Raw genomic sequence first — 24704 nt, forward strand, 5'->3', positions numbered from 1 at the left:
GCATTTTTATGCTGTCTTAATAAAAATATTTTTTCTATTCCGAGCATAAAGCATATTGCGTGTTGCAAAGAAGAGTTTATGATTGGCGCCTGAAAACTGCGTTTTCTATTCTTTACGTTACTATGATTCCCTTAGAGCGACCTCTTAAGTATAGTTAAGTAACCTGTGGCTACATTATTTATGGACTTAACTGGGGAAATGTAAGGGAGGTAATATGCAGTTTCTTTGGCCTGTTCGTGTTTATTATGAAGATACTGATGCTGGTGGTGTTGTTTATCATGCCAGTTATCTGAAATATTTTGAACGCGCTAGAACTGAGCTACTTAGAGAGAAAGGTTTTCATCAGCATGATTTACGGGAGTATGATCATGTTGTATTTGTTGTACGTAAATTATCAATAGAATATATTGCGCCAGCTCGACTTGATAATCTTTTGCAAATAGAAAGTGAAATTACCACATTGCGTGGTGCTTCAATGACATTTTCTCAAAAGATTATTAATGAAGATGGTTGTGTATTATGTAGCGCAGAAGTGCTCGTTGTCTGCGTAGATTCATCAAAAATGAAGCCAGTAGCGCTTCCTAAGTCCATTATCGCGGAGTTTAAGTAGTGGCTGACATGAATGTTATCGATCTCTTCCTAAAAGCAGGGCTTTTAGTCAAGTTGATCATGTTGCTTTTAATCGGATTTTCTATTGCATCTTGGGCGATTATTATTCAGCGAACAAAAGTTCTGAATGCCGCCGATCGTGAAGCTGCAGACTTTGAAGATAAATTCTGGTCAGGTACTGATTTGGCGCGCTTATATAAAGATAGCCAAGCTCGTCGCGATGAGTTATCTGGCTCAGAGCAAATTTTTCATTCTGGCTTTAAAGAATTTGCCCGTTTACATCAAGCAAATGTTCACGCACCTGATGCGGTTGTTAACGGTGCGTCGAGAGCTATGCGAGTCTCGTTCAATCGTGAACTAGAATCTTTAGAAAATCACATTCCTTTCCTTGGTACTGTCGGTTCTATTAGCCCATATATTGGTCTGTTTGGTACTGTCTGGGGGATTATGCACGCATTTATTGCATTAGGCAGTGTAAAACAAGCAACATTACAAATGGTTGCCCCTGGCATTGCTGAAGCATTGATTGCAACAGCTATCGGTTTATTTGCGGCAATCCCCGCAGTTATGGCTTATAACCGGTTTACGCAGCGTGTAAATAAACTGGAACAAAGTTACGATAACTTTATGGAAGAGTTCCTGACGATTTTACATCGCCAAGCTTTTACCTCCGCAGAAAAGAAATAGTTAACGCAGAAGGAGAGAGCTGATGGCACGGGGTCGCAGTAGCCGCCGAGGCGTAAAATCAGAGATTAACATTGTTCCTTTGCTCGACGTACTATTAGTGCTGTTACTTATTTTTATGGCAACGGCACCTATTATTTCGCAAAGTGTTGAGGTTGATCTTCCTGAAGCAACAGAGACACAAACGGTTTCAAGTAGTGACAATCCTCCTGTGATTGTCGAAGTTGCAGGTGTTGGGCAATATAATATTCGTGTCGATCAGGAAGTATTAGAATTATTACCACAAGAACAGATTATGGCAGAAGCTAAACGACAACTGGAAAAAAATCCGAAAGTTGTCTTTCTTATTGGCGGTGCTAAAGATGTTCCTTATGATGAGATAATTAAAGCGCTCAACATGTTACGTCAAGCAGGTGTTAAATCTGTAGGTTTAATGACTCAGCCTATGTAATTAGGTTGAAATAAGTTTGGATAATAGCGTGGGAAAGAAAACGAAGCCAATCCGAAGTAAATTGAGCGGTTCAGTTATCTTGTCTACCGCCTTACATTTGCTTGTTATCGCATTGCTTATCTGGGGGTCATTAACTCAGAAATGGGATTTAGGTGGTGGCGGTGGATCAGATGGGCAAGTTATTGATGCTATTATGGTTGATCCTAATGCGGTAGTACAACAGTATAACCAGCAAAAAGCACAACAGGCTAACGTCCAAAAGGCTGAGCAAGAACGTAAAGCGAGAGCTGAGCAGCAAGAAGAAGAGTTGCGTCAGCAGCAAATGAAAGAACAAGAACGTTTGAAAACGTTAGAAGTTGAGCGTTTACAAGCGAAAGAGGCAGCTGAAGCTCAAAAACGTGAAGCTGCATTAGCGGCTGCTAAAGCAAAAGAAGAACAAAAAGTTGCAGAAGAAGCGGCAGCGCAAGCGAAAGCAGAGCGTGATCGCATCTTAAAAGAACAAGCAGATGCAAAAGCTCAAGCTGAAGCAGAAGCAAAAAAACAAGCTGAATTAGCGGCAAAACAAAAAGCAGAAGAAGCTAAAGCAAAAGCCGAAGCAGATGCGAAAGCAAAAGCTGAAGCTGATGCCAAAGCCAAGGCTGAAGCAGAAGCTAAAGCCAAAGCTGCGGCAGAAGCTAAAGCGAAAGCGGCAGCTGAAGCAAAAGCCAAAGCAGCTGCTCAACAGCAAAGTAAGGCTGTTGATAGTTTGCTTGATGGTTTAGTCGCTGATGGTAATAAACAAAGTGGAGCCTCAGCTGCTGGACAGGGCGGAGGAAATCGCACAGGTGCAAATGGTGAAGGTGTAGATCGCTATAAAGGCCAACTGAAAGTCGCAATAGAACAGAAATTTATTGATCCAGAGTTATATAAAGGTAAAACTTGTGAGCTAAGGATTAGTATTGCGCCTGATGGAATGTTAATTAATGCGAAGATTGCAAGTGGTGATCCCGCATTATGTCAAGTGGCATTACGTGCAGCGAATACAGCTAAATTACCTAAACCACCGAAAGATGTTTATGAACAAGTAAAATCATCAACAATTGAGTTTAAGCCATAAAACTGTCTGATTGTAGGAAAACATACACTAATTTATAGCTATTTTAGAATGTTATTGATGCGCTGTATGGTGTTGTTGAAAAGCGTTTGTTACTATTCTGTACGTTATTGCGTAATAACCGCAATAATAAAAGGGAGACATGATGAAGCAGGCATTAAATGTTATCTTCGGGCTTTTAATTTTATGCGTAACCACTTTGGCTAACGCTGAAGTTCGAATAGAAATTACACAAGGGGTAAATACTGCACGACCTATTGGTGTTGTTCCTTTTAAATGGGAAGGCACAGGTCAAATGCCAGAAGATATCGCTGGTGTGATTGCGGCTGATTTACGTAATAGCGGAAAATTTAATCCAATTGATGTATCCCGTATACCTCAACAACCTGTTACCGCATCTGAAGTCCAACCTGCACTTTGGACTGCATTAGGCATTGATTCTGTTGTTGTGGGACGAGTGCAACCATCAGCGGATGGTCAATATTTGGTAAGTTATCAGCTTGTTGATGTTGCAGGCTCACCCGGTGCCGTTTTATCTCAAAGTGAGTTTAAAGTTCCATCTAAATGGCTACGTTACGCTGCACACACAGCGAGTGATGAAGTGTTTGAAAAACTAACAGGTATTCGTGGTGCATTCCGTACACGTATTGCTTATGTCGTTGTGACAAATGGTGGTGCATATCCTTATGAATTGCGTGTTTCAGATTATGATGGATTTAACCAAGATCGTGTTTATCGTTCATCACAGCCATTAATGTCACCAGCATGGTCGCCAGATGGTGCTAAACTTGCATATGTGACCTTTGAAAGTGGTCAATCTGCTTTAGTCGTGCAAACATTAGCAACAGGTGAAATTCGCCAAATTGCATCATTCCCAAGACATAATGGTGCACCTTCGTTTTCACCAGATGGCTCTAAACTGGCATTTGCGCTTTCTAAGAGCGGTAGCTTAAATCTGTATGTTATGGATTTAGCCAGTGGAAATATGACACAGGTAACCAATGGCAGAAGTAATAATACCGAGCCAAATTGGATGCCAGATGGACAAACCTTAGTCTATACTTCAGATCAAGGTGGTCGCCCACAAATATACAAGATTAATATTAACGGTGGAACACCAGAGCGCATTACTTGGGAAGGTAAACAAAATCAAAACCCAGCAGTAAGCTCAGATGGTAGTTTCTTAGTTATGGTGAGTTCTGAAAGCGGTAGGCAACATATCGCTAAGCAGGATCTGGAAACGAATTCCGTACAATATCTAACAGATACGTTTCTGGATGAAACGCCAAGCATCGCTCCTAACGGTACAATGGTTATTTATAGCTCTACACAGGGCTTAGGCACCATTTTGCAGCTAGTATCGACTGATGGACGTTTCAAAGCGCGTCTTCCGGCGACTGACGGTCAGGTTAAATCACCTGCCTGGTCACCGTTTATGTGATGCATAAAAATTATGTATGGCAAACAAATAAAGGAACAAATAGAGATGCAATTAAACAAAGTGTTTAAAGGGTTGATGTTAGCATTACCACTCGTTGCTGTTGCAGCATGTAGCTCAAACAAAAACGACGATCAAACTGATACAAACAATGTACCTGTTGTTGAACAAGGACCTACTGCTGAAGAATTAGCGCGTCAGCAATTAGAACAACTGAAACAACAAAACATCGTTTACTTCGGTTTTGACAAATATGACATTAGCTCAGACTACGCTAACCTGTTAGATGCACACGCTGCATTCCTGCGTGCAAATCCATCAGTACGTATCACTGTAGAAGGTCATGCTGACGAACGCGGTACTCCAGAATACAACATCGCTCTGGGCGAACGTCGTGCTAACGCAGTGAAAATGTATCTGCAAGGTAAAGGCGTATCAGATGATCAACTGAAAATCGTTTCTTATGGTAAAGAAAAACCAGCTGTACTAGGTCATGACGAAGCCGCTTATGCGAAAAACCGTCGTGCAGTACTGGATTACTAAGAGAACGGCATGAACAACAGTAACTTCAGACCTTTCGTGATGAGTCTGTTGTTACTGGTTGGCGTAGCGGCTCCCGTAGCCGCTATTGCCCAAGCGCCAATCAGTAATATCGGTTCAGGTTCGACCGATGAACGACTCGCCCAACTTGAGCGTTTTTCAAATGCTCACAGCCAGCTTTTGACCCAATTACAGCAACAACTCGCTGATTCTCAGCGTGATATTGATATGTTGCGTGGCCAAATTCAGGAAAATCAATACCAGTTAAATCAAGTTGTTGAACGTCAACGCAACATCTATCAACAATTAGATAGCCTTGGTGGTGGTACTTCAACTTCAACAGAAGCCACTCAACCTGATAATTCTGCTTCTTCAACACCGTCTACGACAAATAACGCAGGGCAAGGTGATGAAAAGGCTGATTATAATGCAGCAATTGATATCGTACTGAATTCTAAAGATTACGATAAGGCAATTGTTGAATTAAACAACTTTATCAATAATTATCCGAAGTCTAGCTATCAATCAAATGCACAATTTTGGTTGGGTCAGATGTATTATCTAAAAGGTAATAAGGATCAGGCAGCAAGCACATTTGCTATTGTTGTTAAAAACTATCCAAAATCTCAAAAAGCAAGTGAAGCCTTTTATAAAATTGGTTTGATCATGCAAGAGAAAGGGCAAAAGGATAATGCTAAAGCTGTTTACCAACAAGTGATTAAGCAATATCCAAATAGTGCTGGCGCTAAATTAGCGCAAAAGCAGTTGGGAGCACTCTAATTATTAACCCCGTAATGTTAGATGTTGCATTTTCGGGGTTAACTGATTGTTTTTTCAACGGTTGAGTTTTTTTTTGAAAAAAAACATTGCACAAAAACATTAAATCAGTATTATTACCCGCCGTTGCCACAGAGAATGTGGTGAGTTCGAAAAAGGGTCGTTAGCTCAGTCGGTAGAGCAGTTGACTTTTAATCAATTGGTCGGGCGTTCGAATCGCCCACGACCCACCACTTTCGAACATCAATCCGTTTTATTGAAATGGGTCGTTAGCTCAGTCGGTAGAGCAGTTGACTTTTAATCAATTGGTCGGGCGTTCGAATCGCCCACGACCCACCATTTCAAACCCTTCTTAGATTAATCATCGCTACGTTAGTCACCAGCTATATTATCAATTATTCTATCTTTATTTTCTTTCGATACTACAATCGAATCACTTTGCTCAAGACTTAAGACAGTCTTTCCAAAATCGAAAAAACCATCTCACTTTAATTAAAAAATATTGCGATCAGTAATGACAAATAATTGATGACGTGATCTGGTTGTATTCATTTTCAGTCAAAAATTCATTGTCAATTAACCAGTTACTGACAAGTTCTTGAGTTTTAATAGCTGTAGCAATAGGATGATTGAGACGTTTTGAAGCATCAAGGAAAAATGCCATCATAATTGAAAGTGTTGCAGCAGATTCATAGGGAGTGCTCATTGCAAGGGTACTTTCCAATGAACGTAATGAATAAAACTTAGGTAGCCATTCTTTCAGGTTTTTTCCTTGATACCATACATCTTGTGTTGGCGTATTGTGTAACGCAACTTGTTCAAGTAACACGATTAGCCATTCACGCATATCATTTATACGATAATTAGCAAACCAAAATTCATGGCGTAAAATGGCTATAGCGACTTGTGTCGCCTCAAACCAGAATTCTTGAGCATTGTTATACGCCTGTTCTTTTGACAGCGTAGGTGGCGTTATAGTGCTAATTTCAGGAAGCTCATCACATAACCCCGTTTTATCGAGTAAGATTTGATATCCACGCTGGTAAACTGGGCTAAGTCCTTCAGTTTTCATGTTAAAAATACGTTCAGGCTCCGCCATCATAATGTCCATTTTTCGGCCTTGAGCTAAAACATGTAAATAAATGGGCCAAAACTTACTTTTGGGATCTTCACATTCCAACTGTAAGCTGACAAGAGCATCACCGAATTGCGATAACCAATGTTGGTTTTTTGCGAGCTCTGTCGCACCATAACCGATAAGCTCTATATCAATATCAGAATAACTGTCTATCTTTCTATTGCGTCCTAACGATCCCGTTAAGATCACGGCTTCAATTCTAGGATCGAGAAGAGCAAAAGATAGCATGCGATCGATTAAACGTGTTGTTGTCTCCATATTTCTCTCTAATAAGTAAAATGTACTAAAGTTATTTGTCGTTTTTATTATTTAAAACGTAGAATTAGAATATTTTGTTTAGTATATAAAACATTTGTTTGTTATTTTTCTGAATAAGAAACATAATGTTTAATATTAAAAACCAAGTACCATTATAAATATGAATTTATAATATATCTTTACTACTTTGCAAAGATATCGCAGGAACCCATATTTTCTTTGTTTTTTTATATGATTAAGTCGGGGTTGTAAAATGGATGTGATGAGTTGGTTTAGTATCAATAATATTTTAGTCAATATCCCACTCGGAAAAGGTGGGTATCCACTTTCATGGATTGAAGCCGTTGGTACCATTGCTGGTCTACTCTGTATTTGGCTTGCCAGTCAGGAAAAAATTATCAATTATTTATTTGGACTTATTAATGTCACTCTGTTTGCCATTATTTTTTTCCAAATCCAGCTATATGCAAGTTTACTCCTTCAAATATTTTTCTTTGCCGCCAATATTTATGGATGGTATGCATGGAGCCGAGTGAATGACTTTGAGCAGGCTGAATTGAAAATACGTTGGTTAAAGTCAAGTCATTGCCTCTTTTTAATCGTGGTTTCGATAGCCGCGATTGCCGCTCTTACTTTTAATATTGATACTGTATTTGGTTATTTAGCTGTTGTTGCTGTTGATATATTAAATGTCTTTGGTGCAAATTTAGCGACGCCAGTTCTGGAACCTGATGCTTACCCATTCTGGGATTCCACAATGACAGTGCTTTCTATTGTCGCAATGATCTTAATGACACGGAAATTGGTTGAAAATTGGCTAATTTGGTCAGTTATTAACGTAATTAGTATTGTTATATTCTACAAACAAGGTGTTTATGCAATGTCTGTTGAATATATCATTTTACTGGCTATCGCAATTAATGGTTCTCGTTTGTGGATCAAAGCAGCAAAGCGTTCTAGCGAAAATAATTATCTCTCCTAATAAAAAAAGGCTGGTAGAGTTATCTTTCTCTCCAGCCTTAATATTCATTGTTTTTATTCTTATTTATAACGCAATTTTGAATCATTATTTTGCTTAAATGCGCTATTTCCCGTTATATTGAAATTTTTAGAAAGGTGACTATAGGTGCTTTAGGTGGAAAGGGTGTTTACAGATAGAAATCGAATGGTTAGATTGGAAAAGCAATAATAACATTGACTAGATAACATAGAGTGGATACACGGGAATGAATTATCAAAATGATGACCTTAAAATAACACAAATTAATGAACTTTTACCGCCAGTAGCTTTATTGGAAAAATTTCCAGCAACTGATAATGCGGCTTTTACAGTTCGTCATGCCCGTGAAGCTATTCATCAAATCCTTGCAGGAAAAGATGATCGTCTATTAGTGGTAATTGGACCTTGTTCTATTCATGATCCGAAAGCCGCACTGGAGTATGCACAACGTTTAAGTCTTATTAGAGAAGAGTTGAAAGACAAACTTGAAATTGTAATGCGTGTTTATTTTGAAAAACCTCGCACTACCGTAGGTTGGAAAGGCTTAATTAACGATCCTCATATGGATCATACTTTTGACATTAATGAAGGCTTACGTATTGCTCGTAATCTTCTATTAACGATTAATGATAGTGGCTTGCCAACGGCTGGCGAGTTCTTAGACATGATAACGCCTCAATATGTTGCTGATTTAATGAGTTGGGGCGCAATTGGTGCTCGTACCACAGAATCACAAGTTCACCGTGAGCTTTCATCGGGCTTATCTTGTCCTGTTGGTTTTAAAAATGGTACAGATGGCACGATTAAAGTGGCGATTGATGCAATTAATGCTGCAGGATCGCCACACTGTTTTCTTTCTGTAACCAAATGGGGACATTCTGCTATTGTGCGCACAGCAGGTAATGGTGATTGCCATATTATTTTGCGTGGCGGTAAAGAGCCAAATTACAGTGCTGAACATGTTGCTGCGGTTAAAGAAGGGCTTAAAAAAGCCGGTTTACCACAAAACGTCATGGTTGATTTCAGTCACGCAAATAGTTGCAAGAAATTTGAGAAACAAATGGAAGTTGGTGCTGATATTTGCCAGCAAATTAGCTCTGGAGAAAAAGCATTAATTGGTGTAATGGTTGAAAGTCATTTAGTGGAAGGTAGTCAATCATTAGAAAGCGGTGAGCCTTTGGTTTACGGTAAAAGTATCACTGATGCATGTATTGGTTGGGATGATACTGAAACGCTGTTACGCCAACTAGCAGATGCGGTTGTAGCACGTCGTAATAAAGCTTAAACGTTAAATTTGATGTAAAAAAATGCCACTTTGAAGTGGCATTTTTTATATATTATTCAAAATAAAAATTAAATTATTTTGCTTTACCTTGGTTAGCAACAGCGGCTGCTTTTGCTGCGATTTCGTCAGCATTACCTAAGTAGTAACGTTTGATTGGTTTCATGTTTTCATCAAATTCGTAAACTAAAGGTACAGCTGTTGGGATATTCAGCTCAAGAATTTCATCTTCGCTCATATTGTCTAGGTATTTAACCAGAGCACGCAGTGAGTTACCGTGTGCGGCGATGATAACTTTTTCACCAGAAGCCACACGAGGTTTAATCACTTCTTCCCAGTATGGTGTTACACGGTCGATAGTCAGCGCTAAGCTTTCTGTTAATGGCAGTTCTGCCGCAGTTAAAGATGCATAACGAGGATCTTTACCAGGGAAACGGTCATCATCTTTCGTTAATTCTGGTGGCGTAACAGCAAAACCACGACGCCATTGTTTAACTTGTTCATCGCCATATTTTTCAGCGGTTTCAGCTTTGTTTAAGCCTTGCAGAGCACCGTAATGGCGTTCATTTAATTTCCAGCTTTTTTCAACTGGCAGCCATTGTTGATCTACTTGATCAAGAATGTTCCACAGAGTGTGAATTGCGCGTTTCAGAACAGAAGTATATGCAAAGTCAAAAGTGAAACCTTCTGCTTTCAATAACTTACCCGCTTCTTCAGCTTCAACTCGACCTTTGTCTGACAGCTCAACGTCAGTCCAGCCTGTAAAACGGTTTTCTTTGTTCCATACACTTTCACCGTGTCGAACTAGCACAAGCTTAGTTACTGCCATAGTTTAGACTCCTATAATTACTTTCTTAATATAAGTTTAAAATTAGCACTTCAATCATTATATGGATCATCGACAAGAACACCAAACATAAGTGACAAAACAAGGGGGATTAAGTCAAAAATGTCGTTTGTTCGATGAATTATTGCACAGTTGTCACACCTTTTGCTTAATCGTTCAAGCTATTAATCTAGCGGGATCGGCGTAAAAAAACAAAATATCCGTTTTGTATAAAAAATAGACGAAAATAGCGTCCATAAAAACGACACATTTTTTATTTATTATTGTTCGAATAACAAGCAAAAAAGTGTCGATTTAAATAAAAAAGCAAAGCCAAGTTTACCGTTAATTTCTAAAATCATTGCCCTGATTATGTCAGTAAAAGTCCGCATTTAACAAATTTCTTGCTGATAACGATAAATTTCGCCGTCTTTAATAAAAGTCAATCGATGAGTAATACATGAAGGCGCATCCTCTTGATGATGGCTGACAAATAAAAGTTGCGTATTACTGTGGCTTATCATGATATCAATAAAACGCTGTACTAAGAGTCGATTCGTTGTATCTAATCCTTGCAGTGGCTCATCAAGAATAAGCAAAGTAGGGTGCTTAACTAGAGCCCTCACAATTAATACTAAGCGCTGTTGTCCCCAGGATAAAGCATGAAATGGACTATTGGCATGGTTTGTCAAACCAATTAACGCTAACCATTCATCAGCGAGTTTCAGCTGTTTATCGGTAATAGCCTGATAAATACCAATTGAGTCATGAAAACCTGAAATAATGACATTCTTTACTGTTGAAGAAACGCGATAACTTTGATGCAGGGCATTACTGACATAACCAATATGGCGTTTAATTTCCCATACTGTTTCGCCACTTCCCCTTTTACGACCAAATAGTGCTAAGTCATTGCTGTAACCTTGAGGATGATCCCCTGTAATTAAACTTAATAATGTCGATTTTCCTGCGCCATTAGGGCCTAAAATTTGCCAATGTTGTTGCGGTTTTACCTCCCAACTTAAATGGTGAAGAACAGGTTTGTCGTTATAGCTCACTACACCATTTTTTAGCACGATAGGGGAAAGTGTTGGCGGTAATTGTGGGATCGCATCTGGTGACTCTTGTTCAGGTAGTGTGAGATTTTCAAGGGTTTCACTGTGAGATAACTGCCCTATTACCGAATCAGATAAAATCTGCTCTTTTTTACCGCTTATCACCAATTCACAATTAATCAGTAATCCTGCATATTGAATAAAATCAGGAATATCATTAAAGCGATTTAAAATCAGTACAATTGTCAGATTTTGTTGATGTAATAGCGATAATAATTCATTTAAAGCACGGCGAGAATCTACATCTAAACCATCAAAAGGCTCATCTAAAATAATCAAATCTGGTTTGTTCATTAAAAGCTGAATAAGCAATACTTTCCGAGACTCACCAGTAGAAAGATATTTAAACCGTCTTGATAAAAGATATTCAACGCCAAATTGCTTAGCTAATAAAAAACATCTGTCATCATCTTTTACCTGCATTTGAATAACTTGAGCCACCGTTAAGCCAGTGTCTTCCTCACCTTCACTTAATAAATCTGTATTATTACGGCGCCACTCTTCTTCGATCATTTTTTGTAGTTTTTCAAAAGAGAGGCTAATTGGACGAGAAAATGTATTGATAAGCTCACCAGAAAGCAAAATGCTTTCTTGGCATAATGCATTTGCTAAGGCGGTCTTGCCACTACCATTACTGCCGACAAATGCCCAACTGTCACCTTCATTAATCGTTAAGTCATTAATTTGCAAACAGAGTGTATCGCTTAATCGAAATTGTGTTTTTTTGAGTTGCAAGTACGTCATTATTATTATCCGTATATTTTTAGAGCAAGTAGAGTACTTACCAATATCGGGTTAACTAAACATTGTCAATATCTGTTGAATCATTCTTAAATTAAAAAATTAAGAGGCTATTAAAAAATGATAATCATTAAGTTAGATAGTTTATGTAATGATATAAAAAATAACTCAAGGATGATTTTTTTATGCATAAATTTAAAAATAAAAATATTATATTATTGTCGTTTTTTTTATTCATTTTAATAAATAAAAAATGTTTTTCTGATGTCAATAAAAATAATTGCTTTTTAATTAATGAAATAAAGATAGAAAATGCTGATGTATTAAGTGATAAAAAACAGAATAAACTAACATCCAAATACCTATATCGATGTTTAACATTAAATGATATACAAAGTATCGCTAATGTTATAACAAATGAATATATTAAAAAAGGTTATATCACTTCACAGGCATTTATTTCTCATGAAGACTTATCTAAGAATAAGCTTACAGTTAAAGTGATAGAGGGAAAAATAAAAGATATTTTTATTAATAATACTTCTTCTCGATTAATTAATATTATCTTTCCATTGTACAAAGAAAAAATACTTAATCTACGCGATTTAGAACATGGGCTTGAGCAACTTAATCGATTAACAACATCACAATATACACTGGATATAAGACCAAGCGATAGTGTGGGATATTCTTCTATTTTTATTGTTCAGAATAATAAAAAACTTGCATTTAAAAATCAATTAACCGTTGATAATTCAGGTACCAAAACAACAGGTGAAATTCTATTAACGAATACTACAACCATAGATTCTTTATTTGGCTTGGGTGAACAATGGATTCTTTCACTAAAAACAAATACTGATTTCACTCGCACTCACTATTCTCGTGCTTATACTGCAAGTGTGAATATTCCTTATGGTTATTGGTTTTATCAGTATCAAGTATCGCATAGCCAATCCTCTTATCCTTTTCAAAGCCATAATGCTCAATATCGTTATAAAAACAAAAATAGTGATCAACACTTTGATATTAGTCGTTTAGCCTATCGTGATAATAAGCAACGAATAATATTAAAGAGTTCCCTGAAACATAAAAAAGCAAGGACACAATTAGCACAACAAAAACTATTAATAACGAGCCCTACATTAACTTCTTTGTCATTTAGCCCTGAATATAATTTAAGTATACATAATGGATATTTAATCATTAATCCAGTTGCCGAGCTCGGGATTTCTCTTTTTGGTGCAACACCGGATTATATTGCTGAAAACTCACCTCGTAGTCATTATCGAAAACTAAGCATAAATTTAAGCTATCAACATTTATTTCTTAACAAATTTGTCTATATTACGTCATTTTATGGGCAATATACGCCAGATAATCTTTATAGTATAGAAAGAGTTGCAATTGATGGAATAAAGGCAACTCGTGGATATAAAGAAACAAAACTGAATGCGAATAGCGGATTTTATTGGCGTAATGAAATAAACACACCACAAATAAAATGTTTTTTAGGTAATGTTAATTTTATTTTTGCACTTGATTATGGCGTTGCTCATTCAGATAAATATGAAACAAAGAAAAATAAAATAATAGGAAGCGCAATAGGTGCTTCTTTTGATCACTCTATTTTTTCCTCTCAGATATTAATTAATAAGCCTATGTTTTATCCCACATCATTAAAACCTGATCATTGGTCTTTATTTTGGTCTGTTTCTTTTGTTATTTAAGGTTTGGAGGTTTATATGCACGAAAAGGATATTTCTCGAAAACAGCGCTTAATTAGCTATAGCATTATTTATTTAACTGCTATTTACCCATTACATCCTGCTTGGAGTTCTGTAATTACTCCCGTCGATAAAACGATAAAAATAAGTCAGCAAAATACCGTTCCTATTATTAATATTGCAACACCTAATAATGTTGGTATTTCTCATAATCAATTTCACTCATTTAATGTCGGAAAACAAGGTGCTGTACTTAATAATGCAACAACACCTGTTAATACTCAATTAGCCAAACAAGTGAATGCTAATCCCCATTTAAAAGGTAATTCAGCGCATTTAATTATTAATGAAGTAGTAGGAAATGGATATTCACAGTTATTAGGAAAATTAGAAGTTGCAGGTGAACAGGCGAAAGTGGTTATTGCCAATCCGAATGGTATTACCTGTGATGGTTGTTCATTTATTAATACCCCAGCAATTACGCTTACGACAGGAAAACCTCAATTTAGCCCTCAAGGTGCTTATTCGGCAATAGAAGTGAAAAAAGGCAGTGTTGTTATTGGAAAACAAGGCATGGATCTCCAAGCTCAGAATTATGCCGACATTATTAGCCGCAGTATTGAGTTAAATGGAAAAATAAACGCAAAAAACCTTTCTTTAATGCAAGGTAATAACCGTATTGATTTTGAAAAAGGAGCGGTAAATAGCCTTACTGGAGAAGACATAAAGCCAACAATCTCGATTGATACTAAAGCGCTGGGAGGAATGTATGCCAATCAAATACGCCTAGTCAGCACAGAAAAGGGTGTTGGTGTTAATTTAAGTGATATTCATACAAATCAACACAGTGTGAATTTAACGGTTGATGGAAAAATTACCTTTAATGGCAATATTCAATCAGAGCAAGATATTAATGTTAGCAGTAAAGAACTACAGGTTAATCATAATACTAAGTTAAAAGCAAAAAGAGATATTACGTTAGCCACTAATACGCTAACTAATCATAGTGAAATTATCTCAGAAAAAGATATACGTTTATTTGCAGATAAACTCACTAATAAAGGCGAAAAGGCACTTGTTCAAGCAAAAGATAACTTATGGATACAAAAAAATGCACAGGGTGATCCTAGTACTTTAATTGAAAATCAATCCGCCACGATAAAAACAGAAAAGGGTGATTTGATTATTAGAACAAAGAAATTGGTTAATACATCTTTAAGTGATTTACCCATTATTTCAAGTATTGAAGCAAACTCTACCGCTAAAAGAAGTTTTGTCGCATCATATTGGGGAAATAGTCAAGGTGTTGTTTCTATAAACACCTATTATCCCGAATTAGAGAATTTTCCATATGAAAAATGGTTTGGCTATCTCGATTTAACAAGTACGGATGTTATTAATACTGAAAGGTATAAATATAAGTATAGTAATTCTATAGGATATATAGATTCAGGAAAAAATATTTATATTAATGCTAATGAATTGGTCAATAAATTAGGTGTGATCCGGAGTAATAAAAATACTATTTTAACAGGAAGTAATGCTGTAATTTCAAATTTAGGATCTGGAGAATTAAATTTATGGTACAAGTATAAGACTGCATATGATCATCTAGGGGTATATGCAGATGAGGAGGAGGATGAAGATAATTACGATATTCTTTATGTAAGAGAACCATTGAAGTTTGAATTAGTTAATAAATTTTATTCTTGGTTACCTGATAGAAATAATTCTTTAATAATATCATCAAAGGGTAATTTAATTTTAGATTTTAAAGATAGTATTAATATAGAAACGAAGCCACCATCTAAATATTCACCCACAAAAAGATTGATCAATAAAATTCCATCTGGTTATGAAATTTTAGCTGATAATATATTAATTAATTCTAGTTCTATTAACGTATCGTCAAATATAAAATCAAATAATGATTTATCTATTATCTCTAATGATGATATTACAATAAAAGATGCACAACTTTTATCAGAATATTCGTTAAGTTTAATTTCAAATAAAAATATAGAACTTAACCAAGTAGATTTAACAGCAAAAGATAATGTTGTTCTTGCTAAAAATGGAAACATTAATTATACATTAAATCCTATTTCTGCATTTAATGAAAAAGATTTTTTAACTCCTCCTGTTATTAATGTTTCTAATTCTATTTTATTTCAATCAGGAGGGGATATTACTTTTAATAATATTGATGTTAATAATGCTAATTCTTTAAATTTAATTTCATCTGGTGATATAAAAATTCAGAGAAATGAATCAGAGCTTTTTAAAATATTGCCGTATTTCCATTTATATACTCAAGAACCTGCATTATCAAAAACGGAAAGCTGGAAAATGCGAGGTGATATTACATTCACTTCCGGTAAAGATATTATTAGTCAAGGAATAAAATATCATAGTGATAAAACTATAACCTTTAATGCCGGAAAGGATATTTTCCTTGCCTCTAAATCAATAAAAAAAGCCGATCCTTTCTTTAGTGATGTTTATTATCCTCAATTACAATCTAAATTATTTTCAGATAATAACCTTATTTTAAATGCTGCTCGTGATATTGATTTAAGTTCAACAGTATTAAATTCAAAAGATAAAGTCATTGTATTAGCGGGTAGAAATATAAAACTAGGTGCAAATGCTTATTCTGCTATTACAGATCCTCACGAAGATGCTCAAGATATTCAATATGCCACAGCAACGATAACCGGTAATAAAGGTATTTCTATTGCGTCATCAGGCACATTAATCACAGAAGGAAGTTCAATTAAATCAGAGGGTGACGTCACCATTTCAAGTGGTGGCAATATTCAATTGGGCGCAGTAAGAACACATTTTCGTAAAGAGTCGGGTTCTGACTTAGAAGAACTTCGTAAACAAGTCAGTACTGAAATTAATAGTGGTAATAATCTAACACTATTATCTGAAGGTAGTATTTTATTTCAGGCATCAAAATTAACTGCAAATAAAGAGATGGATATCGCCGCTAAAGGTGGATTTCTTTACGCACAAGCGATGGAAGAATCGAGTTACTACAAAGAAGAAAAGAAAAAATGTAATAAGTGGACTTTGTGTATTACTAAAAAGAAATATACGAAAACATTTTATAATACCAATAATAAAGTTACCGAATTTATTGCTAATGGCAATATTAATTTATTGGCTAAAGATGATATCACTTTAGAAGCGACTAAAATTGATACAGCAAAAAATGCCAAGTTAACCAGTAAAACAGGAAAAATTAATTTTAAAGCAGTAAAAAATACAGCCTTTAAACAAGTTATTACCAATTCAAAAGATATTTATATTACTCAACGTGATCAGGGATACACCAAAGGAATATGGGTATTACCTGAACTTTATATTGGCGGAAAGCTCACAATTGATGCCCCCAAAGGCATATCTGCGGATATTAAAGCCCAGAAAGAACAATCACTAGAACAAGCATTAACGGTTTTAAGTAACACGCCAGAATATGCTTGGCTTAACGCTCTCCAGCGCCAAGAAAATATTAATTGGAATTTAGTGAAAGACACTTATTCCAGTTGGGATGATAAAACTCAGCAATTAAATCCTGTTGTTGGTGCGGTTATTGCTATCGCGGTAGGGGTTGCAACTTACGGTACTGCAACGGCGGCAACCATTGGTGGAATGGCAAGTGAAGCCACCATTGCGGCAGGTGCATCAGCCAGTGTGGCTTCAACGGCATCTGTCGCAGCACAAGCAGGTTTTGCCTCTTTAGTATCGCAAGCAGCGGTATCTTTAGCCGAAAACAAAGGCAGTATTTATAAAACTATTGAATCCCTCGGCCGTAGTGATACCGCTAAATCTATTGTTACGAGTATGGTGGTTGCGGGGGCATTGCAAGGTCTTGACCAATTTATGGGTTGGGATCAGGCAATCCAAGGAGGAACCTTACCCTCAACAGGTAAGTTACTGCTTACTGATAACGCCACATGGACTCAAGTTGCTCAACGCGTTGCCTCACAGTCAGTAGTGAGTTCTACACTAGGCACAGCCATTCAAGGTGGCAGTTTTATTGATAATTTTAAAACTGCGTTATTAAACCATATCGGCAGTCAATTTCACGCAGAAGGCGCCAATCTCATTGGTGATAACGGTGCGGTATTAGGGCATGCGGGAAAGGTGTTAAGCCATGCAACATTATCTGGTTTATCTGCCCAAATTAGTGGGGGAAATGTTAATGGTGCAATTGTCGGCAGTTTAGCTGCTGAAATTGCGGCTATTTCGTTGGGTGATAATACTATTAAGGCTGAGGAGTGGCAGAAAAAATCAGAATCACAAGCTCAATTTGTTAGATTATTTGGTGGCATTGCAGGTGGAATTTTTACTGGTGAGCCAGGTGGTGTATATAGTGGTGCTAGTTCAGCTGAGAATATATTCCGTTTCAACCATTTATTTCATGATCTTTCGATGGATTTCGATCGAGAAATACATAAGTGTGGTTCTAATGCTGAATGCTTATCAAAGATAATCGACAAATATGCAGTTTTTAGCAATGAAAATAGTTTAAAACTAGATGTTGAGTTAAATGACAACCCGTTAGCAGTTATCGAGATCAAGAAAAAAAGAATTGAAAATGCACTTGAGTTAACTAAGAGACCATATTGGGCTAGTTATCTTGGTGCTGATACAATGCAAACTGAGATAGCTAAACAATATGTTCAATATTGGAATTCACAAGATTTAGATAAAATAGACGTAAACACTCCTTCTTGGTTAAAGTTTTCATCGTGGATTTCAGAGCCAGATAACCAGTTTTTTCTTGTTAGTGCTGGTTTTTTAGTTAAAGAATTAAGCGATTTTGCTATTAGATATTTTGGCAGAAATTCAGCAATTAAAACAATCTCTGCTTCTGAAATTGGTATGAAATGGTCTTCTGGGGGAGGAAATATAAATACACAAGGAATGTCATGGGAAAACTCTATTGCGAAAAGCTTACCTGTTCATACTAGATTACCAAAAAATTTTAAAACATTTGATTTTTATATTGCTAAAGATAAAGTAGCAATAAGTGCAAAAAGCCTAGATACTCAAACGATGAGTAAACTTAATCGACCAAAACAAATTTATAATACAATTAAAAGTAATATAGATGATGTTGCAAAATTTGAAGGTTATAGATTGTCAGGAGTCAATTTACATTCAGAAATGATAGCAAAACGAGAAATTTGGCTTGCTGTACCACAATCGACAACAAAGGCTCAATGGATTGAAATTAACCGTGCGGTAGCTTATGGTAAAAGTATGAATATTGAAGTAAAGATAACGCAGGTAAAATGATGACGTTTATTAACGATAATGAGTATTGTGCTTTGATAGTAATGACAGATAAATTTTTTTGCTTAAATACTGAATCTGGTTATGGGCTAATGACAATCGATCCGAATTTTTCATCAATTATACTTTCTTTAACGTGTTCAAATAAGGAGCTTGGTGAAAGTTTAATTAAAGTTTTAGAAAATAGTCGAACTCAGCTTAAAGATGAGGAATATGACAAACTCTTTAAGAAGGAAAATATAAAAAAAAACTGGAATTCATGGCTAGAATTATTACGGTATAAATATGATTATCGCTCAAAACGCCAACTTTTAGCTAATATGCTAAACTGTTCTATTTATCTTTCTAATAACAAAATATTAATTTCACCTTCTTACCATTCAAGTCTTGAAGGGTGGGAAGGAATTGGGGCATCCCATAAGGTTATTTTATCGTTAGATAGCTCATTTGATGAGATAGGTTCGGGTATTCGTCTTGCATTTAGTCGGTGTACTACTAAGAAATTTTAACTTAACGAAAGTGAGAATCCTGTATAATTGAAATGTAATATATATGTAAATTTTAGGTAATGGATATTAAATTAAATAATTAAATAATTAAATAATTAAATAATTAAATAATTAAATAATTTTATTTTGAATTAAAAAGATTGGAATGTTTCTTTTTGAAGCTCTTAATGAACTATATGAAAATTACCCAGTAGGCTATGAAGGTAAAACGAAAATAGCTGACTATTTTCGTTTTATTGTTCCAACTATTTATGCAACGATAAAAGATATTCCTGAAGAGTTAAGAAAATATATTGTCGTCTCTGATAGTCTTGATTTTACCAAAGATAGATTGCTTGATAATAATAAAATTAGCGATTATTTTACTCGAATGTATTCAGAATAAATAAATTTAATTGTTTATTCTTTAATAAAAATATTCTTCTAAACTAAAAACCATCACTTAATATTATTTCTAAAATAATAACTAAGTAATGGTTTTATTTTTTTATTGAAAAGCAATCATGCTAATAATTAACAATGAATGGCGATAATTACCCGAACTCTATATTGGCGGGTAGCTCACAATTTATACACCACAAGGTATCTCTGCGGATATTAAATCCCAAAAAGAACAATCATTAACGGTTTTGCTTCTTTAGTTTCGTAAGCGACTGTTTCTTTAGCTGAAAACAAAGGCAATATATCTAAAACTCTAGAGTCATTAGGTCGTAGTGACACTGTCAAGTCAGTCGTTACCAGTATGGTGGTTGCAGGGGCATTGCAAGGTCTTGACCAATTTATGGGTTGGGATCAGGCAATCCAAGGAGGAACCTTACCCTCAACAGGCAAGTTGCTTGCGACGGATAACGCCACATGGACTCAAGTTGCTCAACGCGTTGCCTCACAGTCAGTAGTGAGTTCTACACTAGGCACAGCCATTCAAGGTGGCAGTTTTATTGATAATTTTAAAACTGCGTTATTAAACCATATCGGCAGTCAATTTCACGCAGAAGGCGCCAATCTCATTGGTGATAACGGTGCGGTATTAGGGCATGCAGGAAAAGTTTTAAGTCATGGCGTCGTAGCAGGTATTAGTGCAGAAATTGCAGGAGGCAGTGTTACTGGTGCAGTCGCGGGTGCTTTGGCAGCAGAGATAGCGGCGATATCGCTACAAAGTAAATTATTTGAGCCTAGTTATTTAAATGAAACTGACAGACAAGTTGCATTAATTCAAGAGGCAATGCATGGCAATGAAGGTCAAACACAGCTCACTAAATTAATTGGTGCACTGACAGGCGCTATTGTGACTCGTAAGCCTGAGGGCGTATTTTCTGCGGCTAATTCTGCGGAATTAGTTTATCGGCATAATTACAGTGAACATATGCTTTCTAACTTAGCTTTAGAAAATAATAAGGATATGATCGCTGCTTCGAAAGGAGATGTTGCAGCAGCAGAAAGAGTTGTCAATCGACGAAATGCAGGAATGGTTGCAATCGCTCTTGGTTTAGGAGGAAGTGCAAGTTTTATTGCTGGTCATACAGTTATTGCAGCAACACCTGAACTTATCACTATTGCTCAAGTTGCATTTAATACATGTAAATCTAATTGGGTTTATTGTACTAATCAGCTAGGTATTAATATTGCTGGGATATCGGCTCCAGAAGCAGCAATAGCAGGCGTCACTTTTGGCAGCGGTTATAAGGTGTTAGCAAGTTCAGAAGAAAGTGCTAAAGCTTTTTCTAGCATGTTAGCTAATAGCGCAAAGTCTTTAATAACGTCAGGCAAATTAAACATTACTGCTATAAAACCGATAGTAGAACAAGAAAAATTATTAATAACTACCCATAAAAAAGCGATTGAAATAATCAATAACAGGGAACTTATAATATATTCAGGAGTAACTACGAATGGATATAAAGTATCTAATGGAGCCAAAACAGTAGTTTCTAAAAATGAATTAGACCATCCTATTGTTCAATCTAGAATTAATATTGATAATGGTAACTTAAAGCGTGGTTGGGTACATGTGATTCATCGGCATTTTTCAGATAAAAATGCTAGCCAATTCACTATAAGTCAAGTAGATTTAAAGCTAATACTTCAAAGTAATGATATTTCAAAAATAAAAATTAGTAGAATCATCAATAGTAAAGATGAAAAATTGTATGAAAGAGTTATTATATTAGATAAATATATTGGCATTGATAAATTTACTAAAAACTCAACGAATATCATAACAATTTTAACGGATAATTTAGGTAATTTAGTAACGGTAATGCCAGGAAGACTAAAATGAAATTAATTGGTTCTAGAAAAGAAATGATTATTAAGGATAGGTTAATTAAAAATGAAGGTTCTATTCTAAAAAATGAAAAAATTAATTGTCTTTTAAAAAATAGATTCTCTAATATAATAAGCGTATATTGTTTGGAGCATGTTTTAGAAGAAGATTATGATCTATATACATTATTAGTTAATAAAGATTCTATTGTTGAGTTTGAATTATCTAGATTTAATGGTGAATTTAAAGATATCAATATATCATCATTAGATTTATATTCAAAAAAAATAAAGGATAAAAAATTAAGGTTAAAACTACTTGTTGCGGTAAATTTACCAAAATAGGTAACTATTTTCGTTTTATTGTTCCTACTATTTACTGCAACGATAGAAGATATTCCTGAAGAGCTAAGAAAATATATTGTCGTCTCTGATAGTCTTGATTTTACCAAAGATAGATTGCTTGATAACAATAAAATTAGCGATTATTTTACTCGCATGTATTCAGAATAAATAAATTTAATTGTTTATTCTTTAATGGAAGTATTATTCTGAACTAAAAACCATCACTTAATATTATTTCTAAAATAATAACTAAGTAATGGTTTTATTTTTTTATTGAAAAGCAATCATGCTAATAATTAACAATGAATGGCGATAATTACCCGAACTCTATATTGGCGGGTAGCTCACAATTTATACACCACAAGGTATCTCTGCGGATATTAAATCCCAAAAAGAACAATCATTAACGGTTTTGCTTCTTTAGTTTCGTAAGCGACTGTTTCTTTAGTTGAAAACAAAGGCAATATCTCTAAAACCCTAGAGTCATTAGGTCGTAGTGACACTGTCAAGTCAGTCGTTACCAGTATGGTGGTTGCGGGGGCATTGCAAGGTCTTGACCAATTTATGGGTTGGGATCAGGCAATCCAAGGAGGAACCTTACCCTCAACAGGTAAGTTATTGCTTACTGATAACGCCACATGGGATCAAGTTGCACAGCGTGTTGCCTCGCATTCAATCGTTAGTTCAACCCTCGGTACGGCAATTCAAGGCGGTAGTTTTATTGATAATTTTAAAACCGCGCTATTAAGCAATATTGGCAGTCAATTTCACGCAGAAGGTGCCAATCTCATTGGTGATAACGGTGCGGTATTAGGGCATGCAGGAAAGGTGTTAAGCCATGCAACATTATCTGGTTTATCTGCCCAAATTAGTGGGGGAAATGTTAATGGTGCTGTTATAGGTAGCCTAGCTACTGAAATTGCGGCTATTTCTCTGGGTGATAATACTATTAAGGCTGAGGAGTGGCAGAAAAAATCAGAATCACAAGCTCAATTTGTTAGATTATTTGGTGGTATAGCAGGTGGTATTTTTACTGGTGAGCCTGGTGGTGTATATAGTGGTGAAAGAGGGGCTGAAAATAGTTTCCGTTACAATTATCTCTCTCACCATCAGCAAAAGTTAATGGAGAAAGAATTATCTACTGAAACTAATTATTTTAAAAAGACAGCAATTTATCTTAAATGGCTATCAGTAGATATAGGACAAGATACAGGGTTTAATGCAGGTCTTATAGCAGGTATACCAACAGGATTGTATGAAACGATTGAAGGGCTCGCTTCTCTTGCTACAAATCCACTCGAAACATACCAAGCTATTAAAGCAGTTATTCAAAGTGATAATGCTTTCGATACATTAACTCAAACAGTTAAACAATCGTATATCGAGCGTATTGAAAAACTGGAAGCAGAATATCAAAAAGCAGGTGTATCTGGTTCATTTAATGCGGGTGTTGAAAGCGGGAAACTTATTTTTGATCTCGTAGGCTTATTTGCTGGTGGTGCTGGAGTTGCGAAAGGAAGTTCTCAGCTTATAGCTAAGACATCAGCTAAGATTACCACAAGAAATAAATTGATTTCTTCTATAAAAAGTGGACAAGTAGGATTAAGTGATCCTGATGCAGTTGATTTAATAAAAGCTGATATGCTTAAAAACTTTTATAGCTATAAAGCTCCATCAGGTATTATTGCTGGTTATATAGACAAAAAGGGTATTTATTATGTAACGGAAGGTAACCATAGGATGGTTGCTGCAGTGGAAATATATAATGAAATAGGAGAAATAAAATATATTAATCAATTGTTAGATAATGGAAGCTGGACTAAAATAGAAAATCCTATAGTTGATTCAAAGCCATTACCGGTAAGAAAAATAAAGTGAGAATATATGACTAAAAATGAAATATACATAGATATGATGTATTGGATTTTGCCTCAATTAAGAAATATTCAGTCTAGAGGAATGATAGCAAAAGCAAAAGATAAATCTTGTTATTACGAATTACAGTTAATTCATAATTTACCCAAAAAAATACTTAATCAAGATTTTGATGAAAGTGATATTTCATTTTTAAATTTTCAAGCTAAAACATATACTGAAAAATGCAATTCAAAAATAAGTATATTATATGATGGTAATATCAAGTATATTAAAATGTTATTTAACTTGGTTCCTAATGAATTACGACATCAATTACGATGGAATGGGCCAACCAATTAAATTGAGGATACATAGTTTTAGCTCTGTATATGAAGGCAAAACCAAAATGGATGATTATTTTCGTTTTATTGTTCCTACTATTTACTGCAACGATAGAAGATATTCCTGAAGAGCTAAGAAAATATATTGTCGTCTCTGATAGTCTTGATTTTACCAAAGATAGATTGCTTGATAACAATAAAATTAGCGATTATTTTACTCGCATGTATTCAGAATAAATAAATTTAATTGTTTATTCTTTAATAAAAATATTCTTCTAAACTAAAAACCATCACTTAATATTATTTCTAAAATAATAACTAAGTAATGGTTTTATTTTTTTATTGAAAAGCAATCATGCTAATAATTAACAATGAATGGCGATAATTACCCGAACTCTATA

At 35.4% G+C, this 24704-nt stretch carries 21 protein-coding genes and 2 tRNA genes; 20 read left to right on the forward strand and 3 right to left on the reverse strand.

Annotation, left to right across the window (positions count from 1 at the left end; genetic code table 11):
* The first annotated feature begins 214 nt into the window (after positions 1–214).
* The 9 genes from ybgC to SB028_RS05550 all read left to right on the forward strand — a co-directional run bounded on the left by ybgC (position 215) and on the right by SB028_RS05550 (position 5931).
* Positions 215–610, forward strand: a complete 396-nt coding sequence (gene ybgC, locus SB028_RS05510; RefSeq protein WP_069370103.1) for a tol-pal system-associated acyl-CoA thioesterase — start codon at positions 215–217, stop codon at positions 608–610.
* A complete protein-coding gene (gene tolQ / locus SB028_RS05515; RefSeq protein ID WP_069370104.1) occupies positions 610–1296 on the forward strand; it encodes a Tol-Pal system protein TolQ in 687 nt (228 codons plus the stop codon). The genes ybgC and tolQ overlap by 1 nt, the downstream gene beginning before the upstream one ends.
* Before the next feature lie 22 nt (positions 1297–1318).
* Entirely contained in the window at positions 1319–1744 is a 426-nt protein-coding gene (tolR, locus tag SB028_RS05520) for a colicin uptake protein TolR (protein WP_023581195.1), read from the forward strand.
* A 28-nt stretch (positions 1745–1772) separates the two neighbouring features.
* A complete protein-coding gene (tolA, locus tag SB028_RS05525) occupies positions 1773–2840 on the forward strand; it encodes a cell envelope integrity protein TolA (RefSeq protein WP_069370105.1) in 1068 nt (355 codons plus the stop codon).
* A 142-nt stretch (positions 2841–2982) separates the two neighbouring features.
* Positions 2983–4278, forward strand: coding sequence for a Tol-Pal system beta propeller repeat protein TolB (gene tolB / locus SB028_RS05530; RefSeq protein ID WP_069370106.1), 1296 nt, complete (start codon positions 2983–2985; stop codon positions 4276–4278).
* Positions 4279–4323: 45 nt separating this feature from the next.
* Complete coding sequence (pal, locus tag SB028_RS05535) at positions 4324–4818, forward strand: peptidoglycan-associated lipoprotein Pal (RefSeq protein ID WP_069370107.1); 495 nt, start codon at positions 4324–4326, stop codon at positions 4816–4818.
* 9 nt (positions 4819–4827) lie between these two features.
* Positions 4828–5595: a tol-pal system protein YbgF gene (ybgF, locus tag SB028_RS05540; protein ID WP_069370108.1), complete on the forward strand. Its 768-nt coding sequence runs from the start codon at positions 4828–4830 to the stop codon at positions 5593–5595.
* A 154-nt stretch (positions 5596–5749) separates the two neighbouring features.
* Positions 5750–5825: transfer RNA gene (locus SB028_RS05545), tRNA-Lys, on the forward strand.
* A gap of 30 nt (positions 5826–5855) precedes the next feature.
* Positions 5856–5931: transfer RNA gene (locus tag SB028_RS05550), tRNA-Lys, on the forward strand.
* A gap of 169 nt (positions 5932–6100) precedes the next feature.
* Here the strand turns inward: SB028_RS05550 and SB028_RS05555 are convergent.
* Complete coding sequence (locus tag SB028_RS05555; RefSeq protein WP_069370109.1) at positions 6101–6988, reverse strand: aminoglycoside 6-adenylyltransferase; 888 nt, start codon at positions 6986–6988, stop codon at positions 6101–6103.
* 253 nt (positions 6989–7241) lie between these two features.
* On the opposite strand from SB028_RS05555, the gene pnuC reads away from it, so the two are divergent.
* Positions 7242–7970, forward strand: coding sequence for a nicotinamide riboside transporter PnuC (gene pnuC, locus SB028_RS05560; RefSeq protein WP_077885178.1), 729 nt, complete (start codon positions 7242–7244; stop codon positions 7968–7970).
* Between the two features lie 244 nt (positions 7971–8214).
* Positions 8215–9273, forward strand: coding sequence for a 3-deoxy-7-phosphoheptulonate synthase AroG (gene aroG / locus SB028_RS05565; RefSeq protein WP_069370110.1), 1059 nt, complete (start codon positions 8215–8217; stop codon positions 9271–9273).
* Positions 9274–9346: 73 nt separating this feature from the next.
* On the opposite strand, the gene gpmA is transcribed toward aroG, so the two are convergent.
* Both gpmA and modF read right to left on the reverse strand, forming a co-directional pair.
* Complete coding sequence (gpmA, locus tag SB028_RS05570) at positions 9347–10099, reverse strand: 2,3-diphosphoglycerate-dependent phosphoglycerate mutase (RefSeq protein ID WP_069370111.1); 753 nt, start codon at positions 10097–10099, stop codon at positions 9347–9349.
* A gap of 389 nt (positions 10100–10488) precedes the next feature.
* Positions 10489–11955, reverse strand: a complete 1467-nt coding sequence (modF, locus tag SB028_RS05575; RefSeq protein WP_069370112.1) for a molybdate ABC transporter ATP-binding protein ModF — start codon at positions 11953–11955, stop codon at positions 10489–10491.
* A gap of 182 nt (positions 11956–12137) precedes the next feature.
* Here modF and SB028_RS05580 point away from each other — a divergent pair, with 182 nt between their 5' ends.
* The 9 genes from SB028_RS05580 to SB028_RS05620 all read left to right on the forward strand — a co-directional run bounded on the left by SB028_RS05580 (position 12138) and on the right by SB028_RS05620 (position 24540).
* Positions 12138–13682, forward strand: coding sequence for a ShlB/FhaC/HecB family hemolysin secretion/activation protein (locus SB028_RS05580; RefSeq protein WP_069370113.1), 1545 nt, complete (start codon positions 12138–12140; stop codon positions 13680–13682).
* A gap of 15 nt (positions 13683–13697) precedes the next feature.
* Positions 13698–18992 (forward strand): DUF637 domain-containing protein, encoded by a 5295-nt coding sequence (locus tag SB028_RS05585; protein ID WP_318859933.1) that lies wholly within the window; start codon positions 13698–13700, stop codon positions 18990–18992.
* Positions 18992–19498, forward strand: a complete 507-nt coding sequence (locus tag SB028_RS05590; protein WP_069370114.1) for a contact-dependent growth inhibition system immunity protein — start codon at positions 18992–18994, stop codon at positions 19496–19498. The genes SB028_RS05585 and SB028_RS05590 overlap by 1 nt, the downstream gene beginning before the upstream one ends.
* A 145-nt stretch (positions 19499–19643) precedes the next feature.
* The gene (locus SB028_RS05595; RefSeq protein WP_069370115.1) at positions 19644–19883 is read left to right on the forward strand and encodes a hypothetical protein; all 240 of its coding nucleotides are present in this window, start codon (positions 19644–19646) and stop codon (positions 19881–19883) included.
* A 297-nt stretch (positions 19884–20180) separates the two neighbouring features.
* Positions 20181–21776, forward strand: a complete 1596-nt coding sequence (locus SB028_RS05600) for a DUF637 domain-containing protein (protein ID WP_318860133.1) — start codon at positions 20181–20183, stop codon at positions 21774–21776.
* Entirely contained in the window at positions 21773–22105 is a 333-nt protein-coding gene (locus tag SB028_RS05605) for a hypothetical protein (RefSeq protein WP_069369151.1), read from the forward strand. Before SB028_RS05600 ends, SB028_RS05605 begins: the two co-directional genes overlap by 4 nt.
* Positions 22106–22570: 465 nt before the next feature.
* Positions 22571–23983, forward strand: coding sequence for a DUF637 domain-containing protein (locus SB028_RS05610; RefSeq protein ID WP_318860134.1), 1413 nt, complete (start codon positions 22571–22573; stop codon positions 23981–23983).
* Positions 23984–23989: 6 nt separating this feature from the next.
* Positions 23990–24322 carry a zinc ABC transporter substrate-binding protein gene (locus tag SB028_RS05615; RefSeq protein WP_069369149.1) on the forward strand — a complete coding sequence of 111 codons (333 nt, stop codon included), beginning with the start codon at positions 23990–23992 and terminating at the stop codon, positions 24320–24322.
* Between the two features lie 29 nt (positions 24323–24351).
* Positions 24352–24540: a hypothetical protein gene (locus SB028_RS05620; protein WP_069369150.1), complete on the forward strand. Its 189-nt coding sequence runs from the start codon at positions 24352–24354 to the stop codon at positions 24538–24540.
* Positions 24541–24704 lie beyond the last annotated feature (164 nt).

This window comes from Proteus vulgaris, assembly GCF_033708015.1.
In the GTDB taxonomy this organism is placed as follows: Bacteria; Pseudomonadota; Gammaproteobacteria; order Enterobacterales; family Enterobacteriaceae; genus Proteus.

Excerpts from the sequence above, each read along its gene's own strand:
- SB028_RS05585 (WP_318859933.1), top strand. The coding sequence starts at position 13,698 with ATGCACGAAAAGGATATTTCTCGAAAACAGCGCTTAATTAGCTATAGC.
- SB028_RS05620 (WP_069369150.1), top strand. The coding sequence starts at position 24,352 with ATGAAGGCAAAACCAAAATGGATGATTATTTTCGTTTTATTGTTCCTA.
- pal (WP_069370107.1), top strand. The coding sequence starts at position 4,324 with ATGCAATTAAACAAAGTGTTTAAAGGGTTGATGTTAGCATTACCACTC.
- ybgF (WP_069370108.1), top strand. The coding sequence starts at position 4,828 with ATGAACAACAGTAACTTCAGACCTTTCGTGATGAGTCTGTTGTTACTG.
- gpmA (WP_069370111.1), bottom strand. The coding sequence starts at position 10,099 with ATGGCAGTAACTAAGCTTGTGCTAGTTCGACACGGTGAAAGTGTATGG.
- SB028_RS05605 (WP_069369151.1), top strand. The coding sequence starts at position 21,773 with ATGAAATTAATTGGTTCTAGAAAAGAAATGATTATTAAGGATAGGTTA.
- SB028_RS05595 (WP_069370115.1), top strand. The coding sequence starts at position 19,644 with ATGTTTCTTTTTGAAGCTCTTAATGAACTATATGAAAATTACCCAGTA.
- tolR (WP_023581195.1), top strand. The coding sequence starts at position 1,319 with ATGGCACGGGGTCGCAGTAGCCGCCGAGGCGTAAAATCAGAGATTAAC.
- SB028_RS05590 (WP_069370114.1), top strand. The coding sequence starts at position 18,992 with ATGACGTTTATTAACGATAATGAGTATTGTGCTTTGATAGTAATGACA.
- SB028_RS05555 (WP_069370109.1), bottom strand. The coding sequence starts at position 6,988 with ATGGAGACAACAACACGTTTAATCGATCGCATGCTATCTTTTGCTCTT.
- pnuC (WP_077885178.1), top strand. The coding sequence starts at position 7,242 with ATGGATGTGATGAGTTGGTTTAGTATCAATAATATTTTAGTCAATATC.
- ybgC (WP_069370103.1), top strand. The coding sequence starts at position 215 with ATGCAGTTTCTTTGGCCTGTTCGTGTTTATTATGAAGATACTGATGCT.
- modF (WP_069370112.1), bottom strand. The coding sequence starts at position 11,955 with ATGACGTACTTGCAACTCAAAAAAACACAATTTCGATTAAGCGATACA.
- SB028_RS05615 (WP_069369149.1), top strand. The coding sequence starts at position 23,990 with ATGACTAAAAATGAAATATACATAGATATGATGTATTGGATTTTGCCT.
- SB028_RS05580 (WP_069370113.1), top strand. The coding sequence starts at position 12,138 with ATGCATAAATTTAAAAATAAAAATATTATATTATTGTCGTTTTTTTTA.
- tolB (WP_069370106.1), top strand. The coding sequence starts at position 2,983 with ATGAAGCAGGCATTAAATGTTATCTTCGGGCTTTTAATTTTATGCGTA.
- aroG (WP_069370110.1), top strand. The coding sequence starts at position 8,215 with ATGAATTATCAAAATGATGACCTTAAAATAACACAAATTAATGAACTT.